The following is a 22,643-nucleotide window of genomic DNA, read 5'->3' as shown; positions in this document are numbered from 1 at the left end:
GCGAGCCCGCGCGTCAGGACGGCGGGCAGGCGCCGTCGAGTTCGGCGCAGCGGCGCGCGGCTTGCGCGGCCTTGTCGGCGAGCCGCTCGGCGTCGCACTTCGGGCAGAACTCGTGGCGGCCGCTCAGGTAGCCGTGCGTCGGGCAGATCGAGAACGTCGGCGACACGGTCAGGTAGGGCACGCGAAACCGCTCCAGCGCGCGCCTGACGAGCGCGCGGCACGCGTCGGCCGACGACACGGCCTCGTTCATGTACAGATGCAGCACGGTGCCGCCCGTGTAGCCGGCCTGCAGCGGCTCCTGGCGCGCGAGCGCCTCGAACGGATCGTCGGTGAAGCCGGCGGGCAGCTGCGTGGAGTTCGTGTAGTACGGCTGGGCCGGCGTGCCGGCCTGCAGGATCTCCGGATAGCGGCGTCGGTCCTCGCGGGCGAAGCGGTAGGTGGCGCCTTCGGCCGGCGTGGCCTCGAGGTTGTAGAGGTGGCCCGTCTGTTCCTGGAAGCCGGCGATGCGATCGCGGATATGGGCGATCAGCCGCAGCGCGAGTCGATGGCCGGCCTCGGTGGTGATGTCGTCGGTGTCGCCGGTGAAGTTGCGGATCATCTCGTTCACGCCGTTCACGCCGAGCGTGCCGAAGTGGTTGCGCAGCGTGCCGAGATAGCGCCGCGTGTAGGGATAGAGGCCGCCGTCCATCAGGCGCTGGATCAGCGCGCGCTTGATTTCCAGGCTGTGCCGCCCCAGTTCCAGCAGTTCGTCGACGCGCGCGAACAGGCCGCGTTCGTCGTGGCGGAATTCGTGGCCGATGCGCGCGCAGTTCAGCGTCACGACGCCGATGCTGCCGGTCTGCTCGGCCGAGCCGAACAGGCCGTTGCCGCGCCGCAGCAGCTCACGCAGGTCGAGCCGGAGGCGGCAGCACATCGAGCGCACGTCCTGCGGCTGCAGCTCGCTGTTGATGAAGTTCTGGAAATACGGCACGCCGTAGCGCGCGGTCAGGTCGAACAGCAGCGTGGTGTTCGGATGGTCCCAGTCAAACTCGCGCGTGATGTTGTAGGTGGGGATCGGGAACGTGAACACGCGGCCGTTCGCGTCGCCGCGCATCATGATCTCGAGGTAGGCGCGGTTGATCATGTCCATCTCGGCCTGCAGCTCGCCGTAGGTGAACGGCATCTCGCGCCCGCCCACGCAGGGCACCTGATCGCGCAGGTCGTCGGGGCAGGTCCAGTCGAACGTCAGGTTCGTGAACGGCGTCTGCGTGCCCCAGCGGCTCGGCACGTTCAGGTTGTAGACGAGTTCCTGCAGGCATTGCCGGACCTGGGCCTCGTCGAGCCCGTCGACGCGCACGAACGGCGCCATGTAGGTATCGAACGACGAGAACGCCTGCGCGCCGGCCCATTCGTTCTGCAGCGTGCCGAGGAAGTTGACGATCTGGCCGACCGCCGACGACATGTGCTTCGGCGGCGTGGCCTCGACCTTGCCCGGCACGCCGTTGAAGCCTTCGTGCAGCAGCCGGCGCAGCGACCAGCCCGCGCAATAGCCCGACAGCATGTCGAGATCGTGGATGTGGATCGCGCCGCAGCGGTGCGCGGCACCGATCTCGCGCGGATAGACGTGGTCGAGCCAGTAGTTGGCCACCACCTTGCCGCTCGTGTTCAGGATCATGCCGCCGAGGCTCCAGTCCTGGTTGGCGTTGGCGCTCACGCGCCAGTCCGAGCGGTTCAGGTATTCGTCGATAGTGGCGCCGACCTCGATGCGCGTGTCGGCGGCGGGTGCCGCCTGCCCGTTCGGGTCGGCCTCGAACGCCCGCGCCGTGGCGCGATGGCCGTGTTCGAGCAGCGCCTGCCTGGCGGCCGTGCGGACCGCCGCGGTGTCGGGCCGGCCGGCCCGGGCCGCGAGGCGCGACGCGATCAGGCGCGCGAGCGTGACGGCCGCGGCCGCGTCGAATTCATCGGTGGCGCGTGCCGCGGCGGCGAGCGCGCGGGCAAGGCGCGCCGGATCGAACGGCACGATGCGGCCGTCGCGCTTGCTGACATGGGTGGGTCCGGCGGTCATGAGCTGATATCCAACATATAGTGTATTTCGCAATGGAAATGACTATATGTGGTATCCGTGTCGAGCGGGGCGTCGGCCCGGCGGCGGGCTTGTTCCACGTCATGCCGGGCACCGGTGCGCGGCGATCGGCTTCGGGGACGCGTCGCGCTCGCACGCGGCGGTGGCGATCTCTCGCTATCGCCGGGCGCGTTGCGCGACTTCAGCGTGGGTCGAGCACGCAACCGCGGCATCGTCGCGAACGGCCACCTGTCGCGCGGCGATTCTCGCGACCTGCGCGTCAGTCCGGATTCGGCGCGTACACGGGCGCGCGATCGGCGAAGAAGATGCCATGCGGCGAGCGGCCCACCGCGATCGTCGTGACGAGCTTGCGCGTGCCCAGGTCGATCACGCCGACGTGGCGCGAGAAGCGGAACGTGACCCACAGGAAGCGCTTGTCGGCGCTCAGCTCCATGTCGTCGGGGCCGGGCATCAGGCCGGTGATGTCGCCGGTGTTGGTGAGCGTGGTGTAGTCGAGCACGCTGATCGTGCTGTCCACGCGATTGGTGACGGCCACGTGGCGGCCGTCGTCGAGCGAGCGGAAGTTGTGCGCGCCGCGCCCGGTAGGGATGCGCTTCACGACCTCGTGCGTGACGCAGTCCAGCACGGCGACGTCGTCCTCGCCGGTCATCCCCACCAGCAGGTGGCGGTTGTCGGGCGTCATCCAGAGCCCGGCCGGATCGCGGCCCACCTGCGCGCGCCAGGCGACGGTCTGGGTCGGCAGGTCGATCGCCGCCACCTCGCCCGACTCCTGCAGCGACACGTAGAGGGTGCGGTTGTCGATCGAGAACGTCATGTGGCTCGGCATCTTCGCGAGCGGCAGGCGTTTGGCCAGCGTGAAATGCAGCGGCGCGCCGTAATGGTAGAGGTCGACGCGGTCGAGCCGCAGCGCGTTCGTGACGAACCATTTGCCGTCGGGCGAGAAGCCGAGCTGGTACGGGTCCTCGATGTCCTGCAAGGTGCCCGTCACGCGGCCGGTGGGCGGATCGACGAACATCAGGTTGTCGGACACCGAGTTCGCCACCAGCAGCGTGCGGCCGTCGGGCGTGATCATCAGGTGGTGCGGTTCCTTGCCGGCCGGCAGCGTCGCGACCACCTTGCGCGAGGCTTCGTCGATCAGGTTCAGTCTGGCCTCGGCGGAATCGAGCACGATCACGTTGTCGGCGTGGGCCGCGAGCGGCGCGCCGGCGCAGGCGAGGGACAGCAGCAGCACGCGCAGGCGCGCGGCGGGAGAGCGGAACATCCTGGACTTCCTGGTGCGAGTGTGGCGAAAACGAGGCCGTCCGGGCGCGGCCCCGCGGCGGCCTGTCGATGTGGCTGCCGCTTGCCGTAAGGCGCGTCGAAGCGTTTCGTCAGCCGGGCCGCATCGGTGCACGGTCGCGCGAACGGCAGTGGCGCACGTTAACCGGTGTGGCCGCGAGGCGTCCAATGCATTGTGCGGATGACCGGATGAGCCGCGGGCATGAGTGGAATAATGCGCCGCGCACCATGCAATGAAGCGCCGCCGGGCGCAGCAATCGATGTCGCCAGCCGGAAGGTAGTCGTTGCGCGCGCAACCGATTGCGAGGCGAGAGCGCGTCGCGACGTGACGCTTCAGCGCCGCACGCCGAACAGCCCGCCGAGCGCGGCCCGCAGCAGATCGCCCGAGGTTGGCCGGCTCACGAAGCTCATCGCGGGCGCGTAGGTCAGCTCGAAGATCAGCGCGCCGAGCGTCTCGGCCTCGATCGCGAGCGAGGGCGCGAGCGCGAGCAGCCGCTCGCCGAGCGCGCCCCAGTGCGAGCGCAGCACCGTTTCCTGCGATTCGCGAAACGTCTCGGCCGGTTTCGCGTGGCGCGCGTATTCGAGCACCAGCAGCGGCCAGTTGCCCTCGCGCGAATGCCGGTTCGCCCAGGCCGCGATCCGCTCGATCGCCTCGTCGATCGTCACGGCCTCGCCGATCGCCGCGTGCAGGTCGGCCACGCTGCGCTGGCCGTGCGCCTCGAGCACTTCCAGGAACAGCGCCTCCTTGCCCTGGAAGTTCGAATAGACGGCGCCCTTGCTGAAGCCGGCCACCTCGGCGATCCGTTCGAGCGAGGTGGCCGCGTAGCCGTCGCGCGCGAACAGGGCCGCCGCCACCTCCAGCAGCCGGGTACGCGTCTGTGCCTGGCTTTCCTCGCGCGTCAGCCTCGCCATGCGTGTCTCCATTCGGGATGCGGGTTGAATGCCCGGAAGTATACAGATACCATCCAGTATCTGAAAATCGAAACCGCCTGCCTCATGTACAAGAAAGGAACCGCGCTCGAACTGCAGTTTGCCCCGCGCCGGCTCGTGACCGATGGCGCCGAGCCGCTGCGCATCGATCTGACGGCCGGCGACGTCGAGCGCCTCTATCGTGGACTCGATGCCTGCCTGGCCGCCGACCGCGCGCCGGGCGCCGGGCCGCTGGTGGTGAGCCTCGACGCGGCGCCGTCCGCCGGCGCGCCGCGCACGGACGAGGCGGGCGCAGCCGCCGAGCCCACGGCCGCGCAGGAAGCACCCGCCGTGCCGCCACCCGACGATTTCCGGCAGTTCGTCTGCCTGATCTGCGGGTGGATCTACGACGAGGCGAGCGGCGACGTCGAGCACGGCATCGCGCCCGGCACGCGCTGGGAGCAGGTCCCCGACGACTGGCGCTGCCCGCTTTGCGACGTCGGCAAGGAGGACTTCGTGCTGGCCGAGTTCTGAGCCAGCCCGTTCCGGGGCGACGGCGCTGGCCGCCGCCTCGCCGCGCTTTTGTCGTGTCCGGCTCCTGTCTTCGGCGTCATCCTCCCCGGTATCTTCAACGTCTCCCCGGCGGCATCCCGGCCGCCATCGCCGCGCGTTTCCCGGGCGCGCCCGCCCAAGCCATCCGCAAGCCGATCGTGAACGTCCATTAAGATGGCGGCAGCGGCATCCCCGCTTCTTCCGCCCTGACGAGAGTGTTCCGATGATCCAGTCTTCCCGTTCCACGCCGGACTCCGGCCGCCCGAAAGCGCAGGCGATCGCGCTCGGCGTGCTCTACACGGTACTCGTCGCCCTCGCGCTGTGGATAATCCGCGCGTTCCTGCCGGCCATCGCCTGGGCCGGCGTGATCGCGATCGCGCTGTGGCCGGCGCTGCGCCGGCTCGACGCGATTCGCTGGCTGAGCGGACGCCGGACCGTGGTCGCGATCGTGCTGACCTCGGCGGTCGGCCTGCTGCTGGTGGTGCCGGTGGCGATCGCGGTGGTGCAGGCGGCCGGGCAGATCCACGAGGTGTTCGCATGGGTGCGCGACGCGCGGCTCAACGGCATTCCGATGCCCGACGCGGTTTATCATCTGCCCTTCGGTTCGCAGCAGGTGGCCGCCTGGTGGCAGGCCAACCTGGCCCAGCCGCTGCACGCGCCGGCCGGCGTCAAGGGCATGAACGGCGAGGCGTTCGTTTCCTACGGCAAGGCGTTCGGCTCGCGCGTGGTGCATGCGGCCGTGCTGTTCGGCTTCATGCTCGTCACGCTGTTCGTGATCTTCCAGGCCGGCCCGCGCATGTCCGAGTCGCTGATGCGCGGCGTGCAGCGCGCGTTCGGCGCGAACGGCGCGTCGCTGACGCATCGTATGGTGTCGGCCGTCTACGGTACCGTGACGGGCCTGGTGGTGGTCGGGCTCGGCGAGGGCGCGCTGCTCGGCATCGCCTACGCGGTGGCGGGCGTGCCGCACGCGGCGCTGCTCGGCCTGGTCACCGCGGTGGCTGCGATGCTGCCGTTCTGCGCGCCGATCGTGTTCTGCTGCGCGGCGCTGTGGCTGTTTCTCGTCAAGGGCGCCGCGGCCTGGGCGATCGGCCTCGCCGTGTTCGGCTCGGTGGTGGTGTTCATCGCCGAGCATTTCGTGCGACCGGTGCTGATCGGCGGCTCCGCGCGGCTGCCGTTCCTGCTGGTGCTGTTCGGCATCCTCGGCGGCGCCGAGACGTTCGGCCTGCTTGGCCTGTTCATCGGGCCGGCGCTGATGACGGTGCTGACCGTGCTCTGGACCGAGTGGGTCGAATAGGCGGCGCGCCGATGGTTGCGCGCGCATGCGTCGCACCGCTCGCGCCGGTCACGGCGCCGATAACTTTACAGAATTCCACATGGATCGGAGCGAGGTGGATTAGGATGCGCAAATGACGACCGATCGTGTTGCCCGGAGACTGACCGGCATGCTTGCCTCGCTCCCGCGTTCCTCCACCGCCGCGCTGCCGTTCGCCGCGGGCCTGCTGCTGTCGGGCTGCTCGTGGTTCGGGTGGCTCCATCACCCGTCGTTCTCGTATGCGCGGCTGCCGGTGCCGAAGGCGGCCTCGCAGCCGGGCGCCACGCAGCAGAAGGTGGTGCGCGCCGGCGGCAATCCGGCCAGTGTCTGGATGGTGCGCAACGGGACCGGCGTTTGCTACAACTACCTGCTCACGCACGGCAGCGAGCATCGTCCCTATTACGTCGTGTTCGATTCTCGCGGCGCCGTCACGCGTCACGGCTTCGCGTCCTGCATGGACGCCGATCGCCACGGCGACCTGCGCTGACGGCTGCCGGCGGGCGCGGGGCGTCACGCGCCCCCGGTGCTTCCGCCACGGCATTCACCCTTCGATTCGCTTGCGGTGCCGTGCGCTCATGTCGGCGCCACGCGCGCCGGCGGTCGCATCGGATTCGCGATCGGCCGGCGCGGCGGCATGCCGGCCGCCGGCTTGCGCTCAGGCCAGCGTGTCGACCACGCCGCCGTCCACGCGCAGCGCGGCGCCGGTGGTCGCCGAAGCCTGCGCCGAGCACACGTACACCACCAGGTTCGCCACTTCCTCGGTGGTGGCCGGGCGCTGCAGGATCGAACTGGGGCGCTGCGTGCGCACGAATTCCACGGCCACCTCGTCCACCGTCTTGCCCTGCTGGTCCGCGCTGTCCTTCAGCATCGACTTCACGCCGTCCGACATGGTCGGCCCCGGCAGCACCGAGTTGACCGTCACGCCGGTGCCGGCCGCGAGCTTCGCGAGGCCGCGCGCGATCGACAGCTGCGCCGTCTTCGAGAAGCCGTACTGGATCATGTCCACCGGAATGTTCAGCGCCGATTCGGACGAGATGAACACCACGCGGCCCCAGTCGCGCTCCATCATTCGCGACAGGTAGTGGCGCGCGAGCCGCACGCCCGACATCACGTTGGTCTGGAAATAGCGCTCCCATTCGTCGTCGTCGATGTCGAAGAACGGCTTCGGCTCGTAGATGCCGGCGTTGTTGACGAGGATGTCCACGTTCGGTGCCGCCTCGGTCAGCGCCTTGACGCCGGCCGCACCGGACAGGTCGGCCGCGATGCCGGCGGCGTTCACGCCGGGCACCGACGAGCGCAGCGTGGCCAGCGCCGCATTGACCGAGGTGTCGCTGCGGCCGTTGACGATCAGCGTCGCGCCCGCGCGAGCGAGGCCTTCCGCGATTGCATAGCCGATGCCGCCGGTGGACGCGGTGACGAGGGCGGTCTTGCCAGTGAGATTGATCTGCATGAGTGTCGGGTTCCGGAAAGGACGCTAGAACATGAGACGTGCCGCGGCCGGCGCGGCACGCTCGACGGATGGATCGGGACAGCTTAGACGAATCGCCGCGCCATGACAGCGTCGCTGTCGCTTCAGGTCCCGCGACAGGGCTTCGGCATCAGGTCCCCACGCAGCACGGGTAATCGAGCTTGCTCGCGCGCGTGGGATCGAGATCGACGGTGACGGCCCGCAGCGGTGCCGCATCGCTCGTTTCGCCGAGCAACTCGCCCGTGGTGGACATAGCAAATCCGGTGCCGCCGAATTCGGTCGACGGCCCGACGGCGCCACGCCGGTTCGAACTGACGAAGACGGCGCCCGAGACGGTCGCGGCCACCGCGCCGGCCGTCTTTCCAGTACGCGGTACGCCGGCCCGTGGCGCGCGGCGTGCCGATCACGTCGGCGCCGTCGCGGCCGCGCGCGAACCAGCTCGCCTCGCGCCAGCCCGGCTCCTCGGGAAAAAATTTCTCGTGATGTAAATAACGATACCGGCCGCCCTTCAGCACGAAGGCCTCGTTCGCGAGCCGGCCGCCGCACGGCACCGGCCGCGACGACACCACGGCGCCGACCTGCAGGCCGGCCAGCGCGTCCAGCGCCGCCTCGTGCAGCGCCACGCTGCGTTCGGCGGTGGCCGCGTCGTAGTCGGCCGTGAGCGGGAACCACGGGCCGAACGGCATCTCGCTGGTGACGAGCAAATCGGCGCCGCCCGCGTCGACCGCGCGGCGGATCGCGTCCCATGCCGCGCCATGCGGCAGCAGGCCGTCGGGCCATTGAACCTGGAGCAGGCTTGCCTTCGACATCGGATTTCCTTTCGGGACGGAGCGGCCGTGCCGGTGCGGGCAGACGCCGTGATCGGCGCCCTGATCGGCGCCCTGATCCGCGCCAGCCTGCGCGGTGATGCGCATGCCGTGTCGGCGGGCGAGCCGGTTTTCACGGCGGCGAGGGCTTCGCGAGGCGGGCGCCGTCGCTGCAAACCAGCCTGCGGGCAAGGCGTTCGCGGGTTGCCGCCCGGGCCGCTCGCCACGGTGCGAAAAAAATTTCGTGGACCGATGGAATAAACGCGATCGGGCCGTGTTCGCCCATTCGTACACCAGCGTTCGGCATCGAATCGCGAAATCGGACGCCCGGCGCGCGGCTCATGGCGCCGCCGCGCGGAAGCGAGAAGCCTGGGTATGGTCCCGCCACCCGCACACCGCAACGCGGGTGGCCGGATCCCGTCAATGCAACGCCCCTGGAGAATTCGAATGAAATTGAAATCGCTCGTCGCCGCCGGCCTGGCCGCCGCCGCCACGTTCGGCGCCACCGCCGCCTTCGCGCAGGACAACCCGGCCGCCGCGCCGGCCGCGCCGATCCACAACGTCGTGCTGGTCCACGGCCTGTACGCCGACGGTTCCAGCTGGGCCAAGGTGATTCCGCTGCTGCAGGCCAGGGGCCTGCACGTCACGGCGGTGCAGAACCCGACCACCTCGTTCGACGCCGACGTCGACGCGGTCAAGCGCGTGCTCGCGCAGCAGGACGGCCCGACGCTGCTGGTCGGCCACTCCTATGCGGGCATGGTGATCAGCCAGGCCGGTGACGATCCGAAGGTCGCCGGCCTCGTCTACGTCGCCGCGCGCGCCCCCGATGCCGGCGAGGACTACCCGGCGCTGACGAAGAAATTCCCGGCCGCGCCGGCGTCGGCCGGCCTGCAATGGTCGGCCGACGGCTACGGCAAGCTCTCGGAGCAGGCCTTCGTGAGGGACTTCGCGGGCGACCTGCCGCCCGAGGAAGCGCGCGTCTACTACGCCGTGCAGCAGCCGGTAGGCAAGGCCGTGACGATGGCGAAGACCACCGTCGCCGCCTGGCACGACAAGCCGAGCTGGTACGTGGTGTCCACCGAGGACCGCACCATCAATTCGGACCTCGAACGCTTCATGGCCAAGCGCATGCACGCGCACACGATCGAGCTGCAGGCGAGCCACGCGGTGCTGCTCTCGCACCCGGCCGCGGTCGCGAACCTGATTCTCGAGGCGGCGGGCCAGAGCAAGTAAGCGGGCGCGCGAACGCGATGCCATGCGGGGCGGGCGAGGGTGCCCGCCCTTTCTGCGTGGCGCGGCGCTCGATAAAGTTGTGCATGCAACTATATAACGAGGACGCGGGGACGCGGGGCCGCGTGATTCACCGCACGAACGGCGGCAAGGCTCGCCGATGCGCTCAGCGCGGCGTGACGTCCCGCATCCAGTGCGCGATGCCGCCGACCACCTTCGTCTCGATGCCGAAATAGCCGTGCGGCGACAGCGAGCTGCACGGATTCGACGATTGATCGACGCCGCCCTCGACGCGCAGCACGGTGGCGGCCGATTGCGTCATCGCATGCGCGATCTCGGCCGCGCGCGAGGGCGGCGCGACGGTGCAGGTGTCGTCGCGGTTGGCCACCACCAGCGCCGGCGCGCGCACGCGCTCGGGATGCGCGTCGAACACGGTCTCGCCCGAGTGACCGACCACCGATACTGATTCGGTCAGCACGATCCCGGCCAGTTCGCCGTCGCGCGCGCTCGCGCCGGCTGCCATCGCGGCGATCGAGCCCTGGCTCGTGCCCATCGCCCAGAGCGGGCGGTCGGTCAGCGTGCGGGCGTAGTCGAGGATCTCGCGGATCACCTGCCGGTACGCCTCGGTGCTGCGCTCGCCGCGCAGCGAGCGTTTGCCGATCGCATCGACGATCACCACGCCGTAGCCGAGCCGCGCCCACAACGTGCGCGTGCGGACCACGAAGTTGTTGTCGTGGCGCAGCGTGTCGTCGCGTTCGATGTCGACGTCGCCGGCGCCGCCCGGGAACATCACGATCACGCCGCGCATCGGGCCGGCCGGGCCGTAGAACATCACGCGCTGATGCTCGCCGCCGGGCAGCGGCAGGTCCTGCACGGCGATGCGCGGCGCGCTGTCGGGGGCCGCGTCGGGCGCCGCGCCGGCGGGCGGCGCGTCGTCCGCGTGAGCGCGATGCGCGTTCGCCGCGCCGGCATGAGCGAGCGCGGCGAGCGCGAGCGAAACCACCGACAACCGGAACCGACGATTCATTTCCATATGCACCGAACTGGCTGGACAAAAGCACGGCCGCGGCCGTGACGGGGACGCCAAGCGTAAGCCATCAGGGCGGTGCGCGACCAATACATTTTCGACCACGCCGCGATACGTTGCGGATATGCCGGCGCATCGGTGTCGTCGCCCTGCAGGCATGCGGAAGCGCTGCGGAACGGCACGAGGCGCCTCAGGCACGCGTGACGTCGAGTTCCTTCAGCACCTCGATGAACGCGCGCAGCGCGGCCGGCACCTGGCGGTGGCCCGGGTAGTAGAGGAACAGGCCCACGTAAGCCGGACACCAGTCGGACAGCACCGCGCGCAGCGACCTGTCGCGCAGGTAGGGCATCGCCAGCAGCTCCGGCACGAACGCGATGCCGAGCCCGCGCAGGGCGGCCTCGATCATCAGCTCGGTGCGGTTCAGCGTCAGCGCGCCGGGTACGTCGAGCACGTGTGGCTGACCGTGCCGCGCGAACTCCCAGCGATAGGGGCGGCCGGCCGGCGTGCGCGAGCGGATGCAGCGGTGCCGCGCGAGGTCGTCCGGCGTCTTCGGCGCCGGATGCCGCTTCAGGTAAGCGGGCGAGGCCACCGTCAGCATCCGCGACGGGCTGCCGAAACGCACGGCGACCATGTCCCTCGGCACCTCGTCGCCGAGCCGGAAGCCGGCGTCGTAGCGCTCGGCGACGATGTCGACGAACTCGGACTGCGCCACCAGATCGACTTCCACCTGCGGGTGGCGCGCGAGGAAGGCCGGGATCACGTGCTGGACCAGCAGCATCGAGACCGTCTCGGAGGCGGTCAGCCGCAGCCGTCCGCCCGGCTCGTCGCGCGCCGCGCTGAGCTCGGACAGTGCGTCGTCGAGCCCGCGCAGCAGCGGCTGCAGCTGCGCGACGAGCCGCGCGCCGGCCTCGGTGGGCGCGACGCTGCGCGTGGTGCGGTTCAGCAGGCGCATGCCGAGCCGCGCTTCCAGTTCGCGCATCAGGTGGCTCAGCGTCGAGGGGGCCAGCTCCATGTCGTCGGCCGCCTTGCGGAAGCTGCGATGCGCGGCCACGGCGGCCAGCGCCCGCAGCTCGGTCAGGCTCACGCGTTCATTCATGGCTTTTTCCCATCAAGGCATCCGGTATCAGGTGGCTTATCGCCATGGATTATCGCCGCTACATTGGCGTTCCACCGATTCGATATGCGAGGAAGCGTTCATGTCCAGAACCTGGTTCATCACCGGCATCGGCAGCGGCTTCGGCCGCGAAATGGCCGGCCAGCTGCTCGCGCGCGGCGAGCGCGTGGCCGGCACCCTGCGCGACACCTCGGCCGTCGCGCCGCTGCGCGAGCGATATGGCGCGCGGCTGTGGATCGCGACGCTCGACCTGACCGACGCGCACGGGATCGCGCGTGTCGTGGCGCAGGCGTTCGACGCGTTCGGCCGCCTCGACGTGATCGTCAACAATGCCGGCTACGGGCTGTTCGGCGTGACCGAGGGGCTCGACGACGCGCAGGTGCGCCACCAGCTCGACACCAATCTCGTCGCGCCGATCCAGGTCACGCGCGCCGCGCTGCCGCGGCTGCGCGCGCAGGGCGGCGGCCGGATTCTGGCGATCTCGAGCTACGGCGGGCAGGCGACGCACGCCGGCGCGGCGCTCTACCACGCGAGCAAGTGGGGCATGGAGGGGTTCTTCGACGCGCTGGCGGCCGAGGTCGCGCCGTTCGGCATCGGCGTGACGATCGTCGAGCCGGGCGGCGCGCGCACCGGGTTCCGGCGCGCGGCGGGCATGCACTTCGGCGCGGAGGTGGCGGCCTATCGCGACACGTCGGTCGGCGTGCTGCGCGCGCGGCTCTCGGACCCCGGCTTCGTCGCGCGCGGCGATCCGGCGAAGATGGTCGGCATCATGATCGCGAGCGTCGACGAGACACCGGCGCCGAAGCGGATCGTGCTCGGTCGCGACGCCTACGCGATGGTCCGCAACGCGCTGGGCGAGCGGCTCGCGGCCGTGGAGGGCGGCCGCGAGCTCGCGTTCTCGACGGATTTCCCCGAGGGGCAGTGAGGCGCGCGCGGCGCTGTCCGGCGCACCGGATCGGTCAGGTGCCGCGCCGCGCGCGACGCGCGTCCGCGATCGCGCGTTCGAGCCGGATCACGGCGCCGTCGATCGTCTCGGCGGCCACGTTGCCGTAGCCGAGCACGAGGCCGTTGTAGGCCGACGTGTCGGTTCCCGGCGCGCAGAACGGCGAGAGCGGCCGGATCACGAGGCCGTGCGCGCGGCCGGCGCGATAGACGTCGAGGTCGGAGACTTCGGCGTCGAGCCGCGCCGACAGATGCATGCCGCCGTCGCCGGCCGACACCGTCAGCAGGCCGCCGAGCCGGCGCGACAGCGTGTCGTGCAGCACGTCGCGGCGCTCCGCGTAGAGCCGGCGCATGCGGCGCAGGTGGCGCGTGAAGTGGCCGGCCTCGATGAACTCGGCGAGCGCGAGCTGGTCGGCCAGGCGCCCGCGCGGCGCAAGCGCCGCCGAAACGCGTTCGAGTTCGATCGCGATCGCGGCCGGCACCACCACGAAGCCGATCCGCAGCGCCGGGAACATCACCTTCGAGAACGTGCCGAGATAGATCACGGGCGCATCGCGCACGCTGCTTTGCAGCGCCGCGAGCGGCGTGCCGTGATGGCGGAACTCGCTGTCGTAGTCGTCCTCGACGATCCAGGCGCCGGCGTCGCGCGCGGCCCGCACCAGCGCGATGCGCCGCTCGGGCGACATCACGGCGCCGAGCGGATATTGATGCGAGGGCGTGATGTAGACGAGCCGCGGCGGCGCGGTGCGCCAGAGGTCGGGCGCCGGCGCGAGGCCGTGCGCGTCCACCGGCACCGGCACGAGACGCAGCCCGGCCGCGCGCAGCGCGACGCGGGCGCCGCCGTAGCCGGGGTTCTCGATCCAGGCGATGTCGCCGGCGTCGGCGAGCGCGCGGGCGCAGAGATCGAGCCCGTGCTGGGTGCCGTCGGTGATCAGCACCTGGTCCGCATCGCAGGCCACGCCGCGCGAGACGCGCAGGTAGTCGACGATCGCGTGGCGCAGCGGCAGGTTGCCGGCCGACGGCTGATAGTCGAGCTGCGCGGGACCGACGCGGCGCCAGGCGCGCTCGACCGCGCGCCGCCATGCCGCGAGCGGGAATGCGTCGAGCGCCGGCACGCCGGGCACGAACGCGCCGGTCTCGCTGGCGCGATCGGAGAAACGGCCGAGGCTGGTGGCGCGGCGTGACAGCGGCGGCGGTGCGAGCGGCGCGGCGCTGTCGTCGGGTTCGGCCGGCAGCACGGTGCGCGCCACGCGCGTGCCTTGCCGGTCCGCCACCACGAAGCCCTCGGCGGCGAGCCGCTCGTAGGCGTAGAGCACCGTGTTGCGCGCGATTCGCAGCGCCTCGGCGAGCGTGCGCGAAGAGGGCAGCGCCGTGTCCGCGTCGAGCGTGCGCCGCAGGATCGCCTCGCGCAGGCAGGCGTAGAGGCGCTGCTGCTGGCTGAGCCGGCCCGAGCCGGCGCCCTCGCCGCCGGCCTCGCGCGAGAACGCCGAGAGCAGGACACGGTAATCCATCGTGGCTCCAAATTCCATTGAAGATCGAAGCTGTGGATGGTGCCATGGATTCCGGCTTGGTCAGGCTTTCCCGCATGGCGGCGGGGAGCGGCGAAGTGCCCGACGCGGGGCGGACCAGGGCGGCGCGGGGACGGGAATGCAAGAGGATGGGAAGACGCGCGCCGTGGTGCGGTCGCTTCGACCGAAAGCCGAGGGCGCTGATGCGGGAGGGCGGGCCGGCCCGTGAGTCGTTGACGCGCGATTCCGGCCGGCCCGGCCACCGCCCCGCAATCGGCCGTCTCAGTCGACCGTCTCAGTCTGCCGTGTCGCCGCCCTTCGGCACCTTCGACCACGCGGCGTGCCCCGGCGGCGGCGACCATGCCGGGCGCTTCGCCTTCGCCGTGTCGATCACGACGAGGTAGCGCCCCGCGTCGGGCGTCGGCTCGCGCGGCGCGTCGCGCAGGATCCACGGCACGTCGCCCTGCGCGCGCGTCTCGTAGTCGGCATCGAGGATGCCGCGCCGGTCGAGAAACGCGTTCAACGAGCCGGGAATCCGCACGCAGCCTTTGGAATGGCGGATGCCGAGCAGCGGTTCGAGCTTGTCGGGATCGGTCGAGTGCATCTGGAACCGCATCGGCGACTTGCCGCCCTTGCCCCAGCCGCGCTGGCCGTCCACCCAGCCGAAGTCGAAGATGCGCCGGCCGCGCGCGCCGTAGCCGCGAATCCGGTTGTCGTTCTCGGTGCCCTCGGCGCGGAAATCCATGTTGACGGGCGAATGCTCGAACACGCCGGTCGGCGTGAGGAAGTGATCGTACCGGCCGGGCCAGCCGGTGCCGACCGGCGAGGCGCCGATCCACTGCCATTCGTTGTGCGCGGTGGTGCGGAAGTAGACGAACAGCGCCTGCACATTCGGCGCGCGGTCGACGAGCACGACGTATTCGCCGGCCAGGTCGCCATGGCCCTTGGCGGCCAGTGCCTGCTGCAGGCGCGCCGCGTATTCGCGCTGCGCGGCCTCGGGCACCGCGAGGCGGCGCGTCACCTCGTGGGCGTAGGCGTCGCGCATCGCGAGCGCGCGGCGCGTGATGACGGCGGCCTGCTCCGCGTCGGCCGGCGGCGTGTGGAACACCGGCGGCGGCAGTTCGGCCGGGACTTCGGGCGCCTCGGCCGACGAGGCGGCGGAGGCGGGCGCGACCGCGGAAGCCGGGGAGGCGGGTGCGCTGGCCGAAGGAGATGATGCAGCGGCGGCACCGGAAGCGGATGATGCGGGCGTTGCGGACGATACCGGTAACGTGGGTGACCCGCTGCCGGCCCGCGCGCCGCTGGCGGGCGGCTCGGCCGCCAGCGCCGGCGCGTTCGCGCCGAGCGTGCCGGACACGATGGCCGCGGCGGCGGCGATCGCGCCGATCCGGCGCGCGCGCGAGGCGATGGGCCGCGGCAGGAAGGGGACTGCAGAATCTCGCATCGAGTGGCCTCGTGATGAACGTCGATATCCGTGAGGCAAGGCTGACCCGATTTCGTTCGCCGCGAGCGCCGGCGCGGTTGTGACGACTTGTAAGCGGGGTCGGAGCGAGATGGCCGGAAGACGGCCGGCAACGGAGCGCGAGCGAGTCAGCCGAGATCGGCGTCGTCGATTTCCTTGCGTTCGCGGCGTTCCTCGTTGCCGCGCCGGGCACGCAGTCGCTGGCGCGAGAGCACCGAGATCACTTCGCCGGTGCTCGCGTTGGCGGGGATTTCATTGCGAATGACCTTCGGCACGGCCGGCAGCCCGGCGCGCTGCCGTTTCAGCGCGCGCGCGATCGCACGCCGGCAGGCCGGGCCGTGGCATTCCCATTCGTCGCGCAGGCGTTCGCAGTAGCGGCATTGTTCCATCCGCAAAGTCTACCCGGAATCGGTTTTCGCTTCGTGTCGCGATGTGACGGGCGCGGCCAGGCCGGCCGTTGGTGATCCGAAATATCGCGTGGACCGCGCCGGCTGCCCGGCGCCGATGTGCCAAAAAAGCGTCACCGGATGCCGGCGATGCGGGCGCGGTGCGTGGGCTCGGGACAGGTATTTGCAATGCAGCAAACGACTGCAACAATCGCGCTGATTGTGTTCGACCAAGTTGATGGTCGCGCCGTGCTGCGATGCGCAAACGCGGGCCGCCGGCGCCAGGTCCGGCGCGGTTCGGCCCGCGTCTGCTCGGAAAAAATACTCGGCGACATCAGGGAGAATACCTACAATTCTCAACATTGGCGGTATAGTAGGCGCGCTCGCCGGCGCCAGTCTCCACGCCGGCGAAATCGTCGGCGAATTGGCCGCCCGCCCTCCGTGATCTCACCCCGGACGATGCAAGACATCCTGTTGCTCATCGCCGCGTCGATCGGCTTCGCGATCGCCGCGCTCGCCGTCGGCGTCTGGTTCGCCGGCCGCCAGGCTCGACGCAATCCGTACTCGCGCCACGCGTTCGTGCGCCAGACGGTGCCGCTCGACGGCCGCGAGCCGCGCGGCGGCGTCGATTCGTCCGCGCTGCGGGCCGTGCAGTTCGCCGCGTTCGGCGAGACGCCGGCCGCGGCCGAAGGCGCCGCCCCGCACACCGCCGAGGCGAACGACGAACTCGCCGCGCCCGCGATGCGCGTGATCGTCACCGGTGCCGCCGGCGCGGCCTTGCGCGACGCGCAGGCCGCGGCCCGCGCCGCGATTCGCGACGCACGCGATGCCGATGCCGACGCGGTCGAGCTCGAGCAGCGCGCCGCGCAGGCAGTGCGCAACGCGCGGCCGAACGTGTCGGGCTCCGATGCGCTCGCGCTGCGCCTGCAGGATCGCGCGCGGCGCGCGCGCCGCTACGCGACGCTGGCCTCGCAGTGGGCCGCCGATGCGCGCAACTACGCGGAACTGGCCGCAGGCGAGCCGGGCGGCTCCCACGCCGCGCTCGCGATCGAGCGCGCGGTGCAGGCGGCCGGCGCGCGCCGCGAGGCGCAGCGGCTCGCCGCGCAGCGCCTGGGCCGGATTCGCGGCCTGCAGACGGCCGAGCACTGAGACGCCGCGGCGGCGCCGGCCGCCGCGTGGCCCCGCCACCGTCCGCCGGCGCGAGGCCGGCGAGCGGCCCGGTCCGACGCCATCCTCCCCGCACCCGCACCCGCCCGCATCGGCTGCTTCGTCATCGGAAACCTATGGTCCGATGCGCGCCGCCGTTGCCGCGATCGTCCCGCGCTCGGCGGCGGCGGCGATGGCCGGGCCGGCCCTGCGCCGAACCCCGCCACCGCGCCGTCACGCGTCGCTCAATGCCCGCCGTCGCCCGGCGCGCGTTTCGCCTTCGCGCGCCGCGACAGCATGTTCATGCCCTCGACGAACGCCGAGAACGCCATCGCCGCGTAGATGTAGCCCTTCGGCACGTGGCTGCCGAAGCCCTCGGCGATCAGCGTCATGCCGATCACGACGAGGAAGCTCAGCGCGAGCATCACGATCGTCGGGTTGCGGTCGATGAAGCGCGACAGCGGGCCGGCCGCGAACATCATCACGGTGACGGCCGCGATCACCGCCACGAACATGATCGCGACGTGCTCGGTCATGCCGATCGCGGTCACGATGCTGTCGATCGAGAACACCAGGTCGAGCACGAGGATCTGGCCGATCGCCGCGAGCGGCGTGAGCAGGGCGGCGCCGGTGCCGCCCGCGCCGGGTTCGCCGCCGCCCGGCGCGACGTGGTGATGGATCTCGCGGGTCGCCTTCCAGACCAGGAACAGGCCGCCCGCGAGCAGGATCATGTCGCGCCACGAGAACGCGTGATCGAACAGCGTGAAGGCCGGCTGCGTGAGGCGCGCGATCCAGGCCACGGTACCGAGCAGCGCGAGCCGCATCACCAGCGCGAGCCCGATGCCGATGCGCTGGGTGCGCGTGCGCTCTGCCTCGGGCAGCTTGTTGCTGAGGATCGAGATGAAGATCAGGTTGTCGATGCCGAGCACGATTTCCATCGTGACCAGCGTGACGAGGGCGGCCCAGACGGCCGGATCGGCGGCAAGTGTGAACAGGTGGTCCATGGCGGGCGGGTTCCGGAATCCGGTGAAAGATGATCGGGCTTGTTATGATCGGCGATCTTCAACTTCGGAAAAACCAGCTTCAGACTGAATGATGCATCGGTTTTTACGAAGTTTTCGTCTCGTCTTTCATGCCGTCTCGCGTCGATGCCGGGTCCATCATGCTGAATTTTCGCCATTTGTACTACTACTGGGTGGTCGTGCAGGAAGGCGGCTTCGCGCGCGCGGCCGGGCGGCTCGGGATGGCCGTGCAGACCATCAGCGCGCAGGTGCGCGAACTCGAGCGCTCGCTCGGCCACGCGCTGCTGAAGCCGGCCGGGCGCGGCGTGACGATGACCGAGGCGGGCCAGGCCGCGTTCGCGCGCGCCGACGAGATGTTCCGGATCGGCGCGCGGATCGCCGACGACGTGCGCGCGGCGGCCGGCGGCGAGCTGGCGCGGTTCGCGATCGGCCTGACCGACGGCGTGTCGAAGCTGGCCGCGCACGCGGTGCTCGCGCCGGCGCTCGACACGCCGTCGCTGCGGCTGCTCTGCCACGAGGGCGAACTCGACGCGCTGCTCGCGGCGCTCGCGCTGCACCGGCTCGATCTCGTGCTGGCGAGCCAGCCGGCGCCGCCGCATCCGACGCTGCGGCTGACGAGCGAGCGGCTGGCGGCCTCGGCGGTGGACTGGTACGGGCCGGCCTCGATCGTCACCGCGGCGGCGCGCGAGCGCTTTCCCGGCAATCTCGCGACGTTGCCGGTGCTGCTGCCCACCGCGCAGTCGCCGCTGCGCGCGCAGCTCGAGCGCGGCTTCGAGGCGCTCGGCGTGCGGCCGCGGATCGTCGGCGAATTCGAGGACAGTGCGCTGATGGCCGTGTTCGGCGCGCGCGGGCTCGGCGTGTTCCCGCTGGCCGAGGCGGGCGCCGGCGACGCGGCGCTGCTGCGCGGCCTGCGCCGGCTCGGACGTGCGCCGGGCGTGGTCGACGAGATCTACGCGATCCGCTCGCGGCGCGGCGAGCATCATCCGCTGGCCGAGAAGCTTCGCCGCCCGCCGGCATGAACGATTGAATGCCCGCTTTTCCGGCACGCACCGCTGCACGATTTCCGGCTTTGTTTTGCGGCTCGCAACCCCTTCGTTTTCGACGCCGGGCGCGCGGTCCGGACCTGCGTTCGCGCTTGCCGGCCCGTGGGTTGGTGCTCATAATGAGGCGGCCATCAGGGGGAGCCGGCGCGCCGGCTGAGAGGTTCTGCTCGCGGAACGACCCCGAAACCTGATCCGGATAATGCCGGCGTAGGAATGAGGTCATCCACGTGTCGATTCCCTGCATCGCGGCCGCGTTTGCACCGGCCGCTGCTTCGCCAGTCCCGTCCCGCCCGCGCGTTCGCCGTTCGCGCCGATGACGCCGCCCGTCATCGCGCTGGTGCTGTTCGCCGCGATCCTGCATGCGACCTGGAACGCCGTGCTGCGCAGCGGCGTCGATCGCCTCTGGACCCTCACCGTCATGAGCTTCGCGACCACCGCGGCGGCGCTCGCCTGCGCGCCGTGGCTGCCGCTGCCGGCGCGCGCGAGCTGGCCCTGCCTCGGGCTCTCGGCGCTGCTGCAGGTGGGCTACAGCGTGTTCCTGGCGCGCGCGTACAAGGGCGCCGAACTCGGGCAGGTGTATCCGGTGGTACGGGGCACGGTGCCGCTGCTGGTCGCGCTCGGCGGCTATCGGTGGGCCGGCCAGCGGCTCGACGCGGGGTCGCTGGCCGGCGTGCTGCTGATCTCCGGCGGCATCGCGAGCCTGGTGCTGGGGCGCCGCCGGATCGCCCGGCGGCCGCTGCTGGCCGCGCTCACCACCAGCCTGTTCATCGCCGGCTACGTCACCACCGACGGCGTGGGCGCGAGGCTGGCCGGCGACCCGCGCGCCTATGCGGTCTGGATCTTCGTGGTCTACGGCGCGCTGATGCCGGCCGCGTTCGCGCTGCACGGGCGCCGGCTCGGCACCGGCTATGCGTGGCGCGAGACCGCGAAGGCGGCGGCGGGCGGCGTGATCTCGATGATCGGCTACACGGCCACGGTCGCGGCGCTCTCGCTCGGGCCGATCGGGCCGGTATCGGCGCTGCGCGAGACCAGCATCGTGTTTTCGCTGATCATCGGCTGGGCCTGTCTGGGCGAGCGCCTGACCGGGCAGCGCATCGCGGCGGCCGCGGCGGTCGTGGTCGGCGCCGTGTGCCTGACCTATCGCGCCTGAGAGATACCCGGCAGGCCCGGCGCCGTGCGCTCACGAGTGGGCCACGGCGCGCCGGCCGACCGCGCGCGAGGCCAGGAAGCGTGCGCGCGCCTGTAGTTCGCCTTCGCGGAAATACCCGCCGCGCAGCGTGCGCGTGAAGCCCGACGCTCCGAAATCGCCGCGCCCGTGGAAGATCCGGCGATTGTCCCAGACCACCATGTCGCCCTGCGACCACGCATGCAGGTACGACCGTTCGCTTGCCACGAGCCGCGACTTGAGCGACTGGTAGGCCCGGAACAGCGGCAGCATGTCGTCGAAGCCGATGCCGTCGAAGAACATCTTCGTCGGATTGTTGATCAGGCGTTCGATCGAGCCGTCCGGCGCGAGCCGCACGATCGGCGTGCGATGCTCGTAGCGCTTGCGCGCCTGCGGATATTCGGCGCGATAGAGGACCGGCGTGCGGGCCAGCAGCGCGAACGCCTCGGGTTCCGCGTCGCGCAGCTCGCCGGCGACCGTGAAGCCGTCCACGAAACGCGTGCTGCCGATGCCGTCGCGCGCGCATTGCGAACTGACGTCGAGGCCGTAGAGGAACTGGTAGTCGGGTGGCGGCGAGCAGTACGGGATGTCGGTGTGCAGCGGCAGCGCCCTGGTGCTGAACGACACGCTGTCGGTGTCCTCGTCGGCCTTCACCTCGAGATCGAAGAACTCCCCGAAGTACGAACGATCGAGAAACCCCGCCAGCTGCCGGCACACCGCGCCGAACTCGATGGTGCGCGACGGCTCCGCCTTCAGCACCACCAGCCCGTATTCGAACAGGTGCTGTAGTGCCCGGTGCAGCAGCGCGTCGTCGCCGAGCGTCGCGGCGAGATCGAAGCGCAGCGCCGGCGGCGCGCCGTCGGGCCAGTGGCGCCAGGCGGGGCGCGCCTCGGCCGGCGCGGCCCGGCCCGGCTGGTCGTAGTCCTCGCCGCGCAGCCAGTCGAAGCCGTAGTGGCTCGGGTGGCCGTCCGGCCAGACGATGCGCAGCCCCGTATCGTCGGCGCTGACGGTGGCCGGCCGGAGGTCGGCCGGCACTACGCCGGGATCGAAGTGCCGCTGGCGGCAATGGCGGTTGAAGCAGCTGTCGCATTGGCAGGCCTGGCGCAGCCAGACCCAGTGATAGCGGCTCGCGCGGCCGTCGGGCCAGGCGACTTCCAGATGCTCGTGATGCGAGGTCAGCATGTGATGGATCTCCGGTAGGACTGCCAGGCGACGGGGCTCACGCCTTGCCGGCCACGAACAGGCCCTGCGTCAGCCAGCCGGCCTTCATGAAGCGGATCTTGCGCTGCCAGCGCTCGACGATGTGCTCGGCGTCGGCGTCCCCGATCGTCGGATCGCCCGAGGCCTGCCGCGCGCGATAGCGGCGCAGGTCGGCCGCGAGCTGCGCCTCGGCGAGCGCGCTGAGGTCGCTCTGCTCGACGGGGGCGAAGCCGGCCCCGGCGATGATGCGCGCGTAGTCGTCGATCGATTTCAGGTCGAAGCCCGACACGGCCATGTAGTCGTCGAACTCGGCCGAACTGCGGTGCCGGCAGAAGTCCGTGACGAACAGCCGGCCGCCCGGCTTCAGCAGCGCATGGCAGCGCGCGAACAGCGCGGGTTTGGCGTGCTCGTACATCAGCACGTCGCGCGAATAGATCAGGTCGAAGCCGCCCGTGTCGAGTTGCGCGTCGTGGACGTCGCCGTTGACGAACACCACGCGCCGGTGCGGATCGCGCGTGGCCTGCCGGATCACCGACAGTTCCGTCATGCGCGGTGCGGTATCGAGGCCGACCACTTCCACGTCGTAGCGATCCGACAGATAGAACGCCGCGCCGCCGAGCCCCGAACCGATGTCGAGCAGCCGCATGCCCGGCGCGAGCGCCATGCGGTCCGCCAGCATGGCCTTGAAGCCGGCCAGACCGCCGGGACTCTGAAAACCTTCGCCGTAGATAATTTCGGAACGGAGAATATTATGAGGATCCGTATACCGTTGCGCTTCATAGGCCCTGGAAAATCCCGTCGTGGCTGCGTGCATTATTCGCCTCTCGTATTGGCACACCTCGGTGGCGGGTCGGGAATTCGATGTGGGGACGAATTGGCATAATCCGGATACCAGCCGGGGAGCCCCGATGATTCGGTGCGGCTATATCCGGAAATTCGTTCTATACATCGAAAACCCTTGCCGGTAAAAGGATTCCGGCCGATTCGAATCGCGCTGCAACATTTTTCGAT

Annotated in this window: 21 protein-coding genes and 1 riboswitch; of the genes, 8 read left to right on the top strand and 13 right to left on the bottom strand. The window is 70.8% G+C overall.

What is annotated here, in order from left to right; genetic code table 11:
• Positions 1-13: 13 nt before the first annotated feature.
• The 3 genes from BpN12_RS11435 to BpN12_RS11425 all read right to left on the bottom strand — a co-directional run bounded on the left by BpN12_RS11435 (position 14) and on the right by BpN12_RS11425 (position 4,252).
• Positions 14-2,044, bottom strand: coding sequence for a ribonucleoside triphosphate reductase (locus tag BpN12_RS11435; RefSeq protein WP_246792710.1), 2,031 nt, complete (start codon positions 2,042-2,044; stop codon positions 14-16).
• Positions 2,045-2,321: 277 nt separating this feature from the next.
• A complete protein-coding gene (locus BpN12_RS11430) occupies positions 2,322-3,323 on the bottom strand; it encodes a YVTN family beta-propeller repeat protein (RefSeq protein WP_246792709.1) in 1,002 nt (333 codons plus the stop codon).
• A 350-nt stretch (positions 3,324-3,673) separates the two neighbouring features.
• The gene (locus BpN12_RS11425) at positions 3,674-4,252 is read right to left on the bottom strand and encodes a TetR/AcrR family transcriptional regulator (protein ID WP_246792708.1); all 579 of its coding nucleotides are present in this window, start codon (positions 4,250-4,252) and stop codon (positions 3,674-3,676) included.
• Between the two features lie 84 nt (positions 4,253-4,336).
• On the opposite strand from BpN12_RS11425, the gene BpN12_RS11420 reads away from it, so the two are divergent.
• From BpN12_RS11420 to BpN12_RS11410, 3 genes are all read left to right on the top strand, one after another.
• Positions 4,337-4,783, top strand: coding sequence for a rubredoxin (locus tag BpN12_RS11420; RefSeq protein ID WP_246792707.1), 447 nt, complete (start codon positions 4,337-4,339; stop codon positions 4,781-4,783).
• A 241-nt stretch (positions 4,784-5,024) separates the two neighbouring features.
• The gene (locus BpN12_RS11415; RefSeq protein WP_246792706.1) at positions 5,025-6,095 is read left to right on the top strand and encodes an AI-2E family transporter; all 1,071 of its coding nucleotides are present in this window, start codon (positions 5,025-5,027) and stop codon (positions 6,093-6,095) included.
• A gap of 148 nt (positions 6,096-6,243) precedes the next feature.
• A complete protein-coding gene (locus BpN12_RS11410) occupies positions 6,244-6,600 on the top strand; it encodes a hypothetical protein (RefSeq protein WP_246792705.1) in 357 nt (118 codons plus the stop codon).
• A 168-nt stretch (positions 6,601-6,768) separates the two neighbouring features.
• On the opposite strand, the gene BpN12_RS11405 is transcribed toward BpN12_RS11410, so the two are convergent.
• Together BpN12_RS11405 and BpN12_RS11400 are read right to left on the bottom strand one after the other, a co-directional pair.
• Positions 6,769-7,563, bottom strand: coding sequence for an SDR family NAD(P)-dependent oxidoreductase (locus BpN12_RS11405; RefSeq protein ID WP_246792704.1), 795 nt, complete (start codon positions 7,561-7,563; stop codon positions 6,769-6,771).
• 122 nt (positions 7,564-7,685) lie between these two features.
• Positions 7,686-8,495, bottom strand: a complete 810-nt coding sequence (locus BpN12_RS11400) for a carbon-nitrogen hydrolase family protein (protein ID WP_246792703.1) — start codon at positions 8,493-8,495, stop codon at positions 7,686-7,688.
• A 339-nt stretch (positions 8,496-8,834) separates the two neighbouring features.
• Here BpN12_RS11400 and BpN12_RS11395 point away from each other — a divergent pair, with 339 nt between their 5' ends.
• Positions 8,835-9,620 carry an alpha/beta hydrolase gene (locus tag BpN12_RS11395; RefSeq protein ID WP_246792702.1) on the top strand — a complete coding sequence of 262 codons (786 nt, stop codon included), beginning with the start codon at positions 8,835-8,837 and terminating at the stop codon, positions 9,618-9,620.
• Positions 9,621-9,783: 163 nt separating this feature from the next.
• Here the strand turns inward: BpN12_RS11395 and BpN12_RS11390 are convergent, their stop codons facing one another.
• Together BpN12_RS11390 and BpN12_RS11385 are read right to left on the bottom strand one after the other, a co-directional pair.
• On the bottom strand, positions 9,784-10,644 hold the full coding sequence (locus BpN12_RS11390; RefSeq protein WP_246792701.1) for an alpha/beta hydrolase: 861 nt from the start codon (positions 10,642-10,644) through the stop codon (positions 9,784-9,786).
• Positions 10,645-10,834: 190 nt separating this feature from the next.
• Entirely contained in the window at positions 10,835-11,740 is a 906-nt protein-coding gene (locus tag BpN12_RS11385) for a LysR family transcriptional regulator (RefSeq protein WP_246792700.1), read from the bottom strand.
• A gap of 100 nt (positions 11,741-11,840) precedes the next feature.
• Between BpN12_RS11385 and BpN12_RS11380 the strand changes: the two genes are divergently transcribed.
• On the top strand, positions 11,841-12,683 hold the full coding sequence (locus tag BpN12_RS11380) for an SDR family oxidoreductase (protein ID WP_246792699.1): 843 nt from the start codon (positions 11,841-11,843) through the stop codon (positions 12,681-12,683).
• 34 nt (positions 12,684-12,717) lie between these two features.
• On the opposite strand, the gene pdxR is transcribed toward BpN12_RS11380, so the two are convergent.
• The 3 genes from pdxR to BpN12_RS11365 form a co-directional block, all read right to left on the bottom strand.
• Complete coding sequence (pdxR, locus tag BpN12_RS11375; RefSeq protein WP_246792698.1) at positions 12,718-14,211, bottom strand: MocR-like pyridoxine biosynthesis transcription factor PdxR; 1,494 nt, start codon at positions 14,209-14,211, stop codon at positions 12,718-12,720.
• 292 nt (positions 14,212-14,503) lie between these two features.
• Positions 14,504-15,652: a hypothetical protein gene (locus BpN12_RS11370; RefSeq protein WP_246792697.1), complete on the bottom strand. Its 1,149-nt coding sequence runs from the start codon at positions 15,650-15,652 to the stop codon at positions 14,504-14,506.
• A gap of 146 nt (positions 15,653-15,798) precedes the next feature.
• Positions 15,799-16,059: a hypothetical protein gene (locus BpN12_RS11365; RefSeq protein WP_198256872.1), complete on the bottom strand. Its 261-nt coding sequence runs from the start codon at positions 16,057-16,059 to the stop codon at positions 15,799-15,801.
• Positions 16,060-16,515: 456 nt separating this feature from the next.
• Here BpN12_RS11365 and BpN12_RS11360 point away from each other — a divergent pair, with 456 nt between their 5' ends.
• Positions 16,516-17,205 (top strand): hypothetical protein, encoded by a 690-nt coding sequence (locus BpN12_RS11360; RefSeq protein ID WP_246792696.1) that lies wholly within the window; start codon positions 16,516-16,518, stop codon positions 17,203-17,205.
• Positions 17,206-17,447: 242 nt separating this feature from the next.
• Here BpN12_RS11360 and BpN12_RS11355 read toward each other — a convergent pair whose 3' ends face one another.
• Complete coding sequence (locus BpN12_RS11355; RefSeq protein WP_246792695.1) at positions 17,448-18,206, bottom strand: TerC family protein; 759 nt, start codon at positions 18,204-18,206, stop codon at positions 17,448-17,450.
• Positions 18,207-18,364: 158 nt separating this feature from the next.
• Between BpN12_RS11355 and BpN12_RS11350 the strand changes: the two genes are divergently transcribed.
• Entirely contained in the window at positions 18,365-19,243 is an 879-nt protein-coding gene (locus BpN12_RS11350; protein WP_246792694.1) for a LysR family transcriptional regulator, read from the top strand.
• A 148-nt stretch (positions 19,244-19,391) separates the two neighbouring features.
• Positions 19,392-19,498, top strand: a riboswitch (TPP riboswitch).
• An 82-nt stretch (positions 19,499-19,580) separates the two neighbouring features.
• Positions 19,581-20,417 carry a DMT family transporter gene (locus BpN12_RS11345; protein ID WP_246792693.1) on the top strand — a complete coding sequence of 279 codons (837 nt, stop codon included), beginning with the start codon at positions 19,581-19,583 and terminating at the stop codon, positions 20,415-20,417.
• A 30-nt stretch (positions 20,418-20,447) separates the two neighbouring features.
• Here BpN12_RS11345 and BpN12_RS11340 read toward each other — a convergent pair whose 3' ends face one another.
• Positions 20,448-21,614 carry a TauD/TfdA family dioxygenase gene (locus BpN12_RS11340; protein WP_246792692.1) on the bottom strand — a complete coding sequence of 389 codons (1,167 nt, stop codon included), beginning with the start codon at positions 21,612-21,614 and terminating at the stop codon, positions 20,448-20,450.
• A 37-nt stretch (positions 21,615-21,651) separates the two neighbouring features.
• The gene (locus tag BpN12_RS11335) at positions 21,652-22,446 is read right to left on the bottom strand and encodes a methyltransferase domain-containing protein (protein ID WP_342346191.1); all 795 of its coding nucleotides are present in this window, start codon (positions 22,444-22,446) and stop codon (positions 21,652-21,654) included.
• Positions 22,447-22,643: the final 197 nt, after the last annotated feature.

The organism is Burkholderia perseverans, from assembly GCF_022870505.1.
GTDB lineage: Bacteria > Pseudomonadota > Gammaproteobacteria > Burkholderiales > Burkholderiaceae > Burkholderia > Burkholderia plantarii.
This window is presented reverse-complemented; position numbering and strand designations above follow the sequence as displayed.

Bases quoted from the DNA above. Each gene is read 5' to 3' on its own strand.
- BpN12_RS11435 (WP_246792710.1), bottom strand. From the start codon at position 2,044: ATGACCGCCGGACCCACCCATGTCAGCAAGCGCGACGGCCGCATCGTG.
- BpN12_RS11430 (WP_246792709.1), bottom strand. From the start codon at position 3,323: ATGTTCCGCTCTCCCGCCGCGCGCCTGCGCGTGCTGCTGCTGTCCCTC.
- BpN12_RS11425 (WP_246792708.1), bottom strand. From the start codon at position 4,252: ATGGCGAGGCTGACGCGCGAGGAAAGCCAGGCACAGACGCGTACCCGG.
- BpN12_RS11420 (WP_246792707.1), top strand. From the start codon at position 4,337: ATGTACAAGAAAGGAACCGCGCTCGAACTGCAGTTTGCCCCGCGCCGG.
- BpN12_RS11415 (WP_246792706.1), top strand. From the start codon at position 5,025: ATGATCCAGTCTTCCCGTTCCACGCCGGACTCCGGCCGCCCGAAAGCG.
- BpN12_RS11410 (WP_246792705.1), top strand. From the start codon at position 6,244: ATGCTTGCCTCGCTCCCGCGTTCCTCCACCGCCGCGCTGCCGTTCGCC.
- BpN12_RS11405 (WP_246792704.1), bottom strand. From the start codon at position 7,563: ATGCAGATCAATCTCACTGGCAAGACCGCCCTCGTCACCGCGTCCACC.
- BpN12_RS11400 (WP_246792703.1), bottom strand. From the start codon at position 8,495: ATGCGCATCACCGCGCAGGCTGGCGCGGATCAGGGCGCCGATCAGGGC.
- BpN12_RS11395 (WP_246792702.1), top strand. From the start codon at position 8,835: ATGAAATTGAAATCGCTCGTCGCCGCCGGCCTGGCCGCCGCCGCCACG.
- BpN12_RS11390 (WP_246792701.1), bottom strand. From the start codon at position 10,644: ATGAATCGTCGGTTCCGGTTGTCGGTGGTTTCGCTCGCGCTCGCCGCG.
- BpN12_RS11385 (WP_246792700.1), bottom strand. From the start codon at position 11,740: ATGAATGAACGCGTGAGCCTGACCGAGCTGCGGGCGCTGGCCGCCGTG.
- BpN12_RS11380 (WP_246792699.1), top strand. From the start codon at position 11,841: ATGTCCAGAACCTGGTTCATCACCGGCATCGGCAGCGGCTTCGGCCGC.
- pdxR (WP_246792698.1), bottom strand. From the start codon at position 14,211: ATGGATTACCGTGTCCTGCTCTCGGCGTTCTCGCGCGAGGCCGGCGGC.
- BpN12_RS11370 (WP_246792697.1), bottom strand. From the start codon at position 15,652: ATGCGAGATTCTGCAGTCCCCTTCCTGCCGCGGCCCATCGCCTCGCGC.
- BpN12_RS11365 (WP_198256872.1), bottom strand. From the start codon at position 16,059: ATGGAACAATGCCGCTACTGCGAACGCCTGCGCGACGAATGGGAATGC.
- BpN12_RS11360 (WP_246792696.1), top strand. From the start codon at position 16,516: ATGCAAGACATCCTGTTGCTCATCGCCGCGTCGATCGGCTTCGCGATC.
- BpN12_RS11355 (WP_246792695.1), bottom strand. From the start codon at position 18,206: ATGGACCACCTGTTCACACTTGCCGCCGATCCGGCCGTCTGGGCCGCC.
- BpN12_RS11350 (WP_246792694.1), top strand. From the start codon at position 18,365: ATGCTGAATTTTCGCCATTTGTACTACTACTGGGTGGTCGTGCAGGAA.
- BpN12_RS11345 (WP_246792693.1), top strand. From the start codon at position 19,581: ATGACGCCGCCCGTCATCGCGCTGGTGCTGTTCGCCGCGATCCTGCAT.
- BpN12_RS11340 (WP_246792692.1), bottom strand. From the start codon at position 21,614: ATGCTGACCTCGCATCACGAGCATCTGGAAGTCGCCTGGCCCGACGGC.
- BpN12_RS11335 (WP_342346191.1), bottom strand. From the start codon at position 22,446: ATGCACGCAGCCACGACGGGATTTTCCAGGGCCTATGAAGCGCAACGG.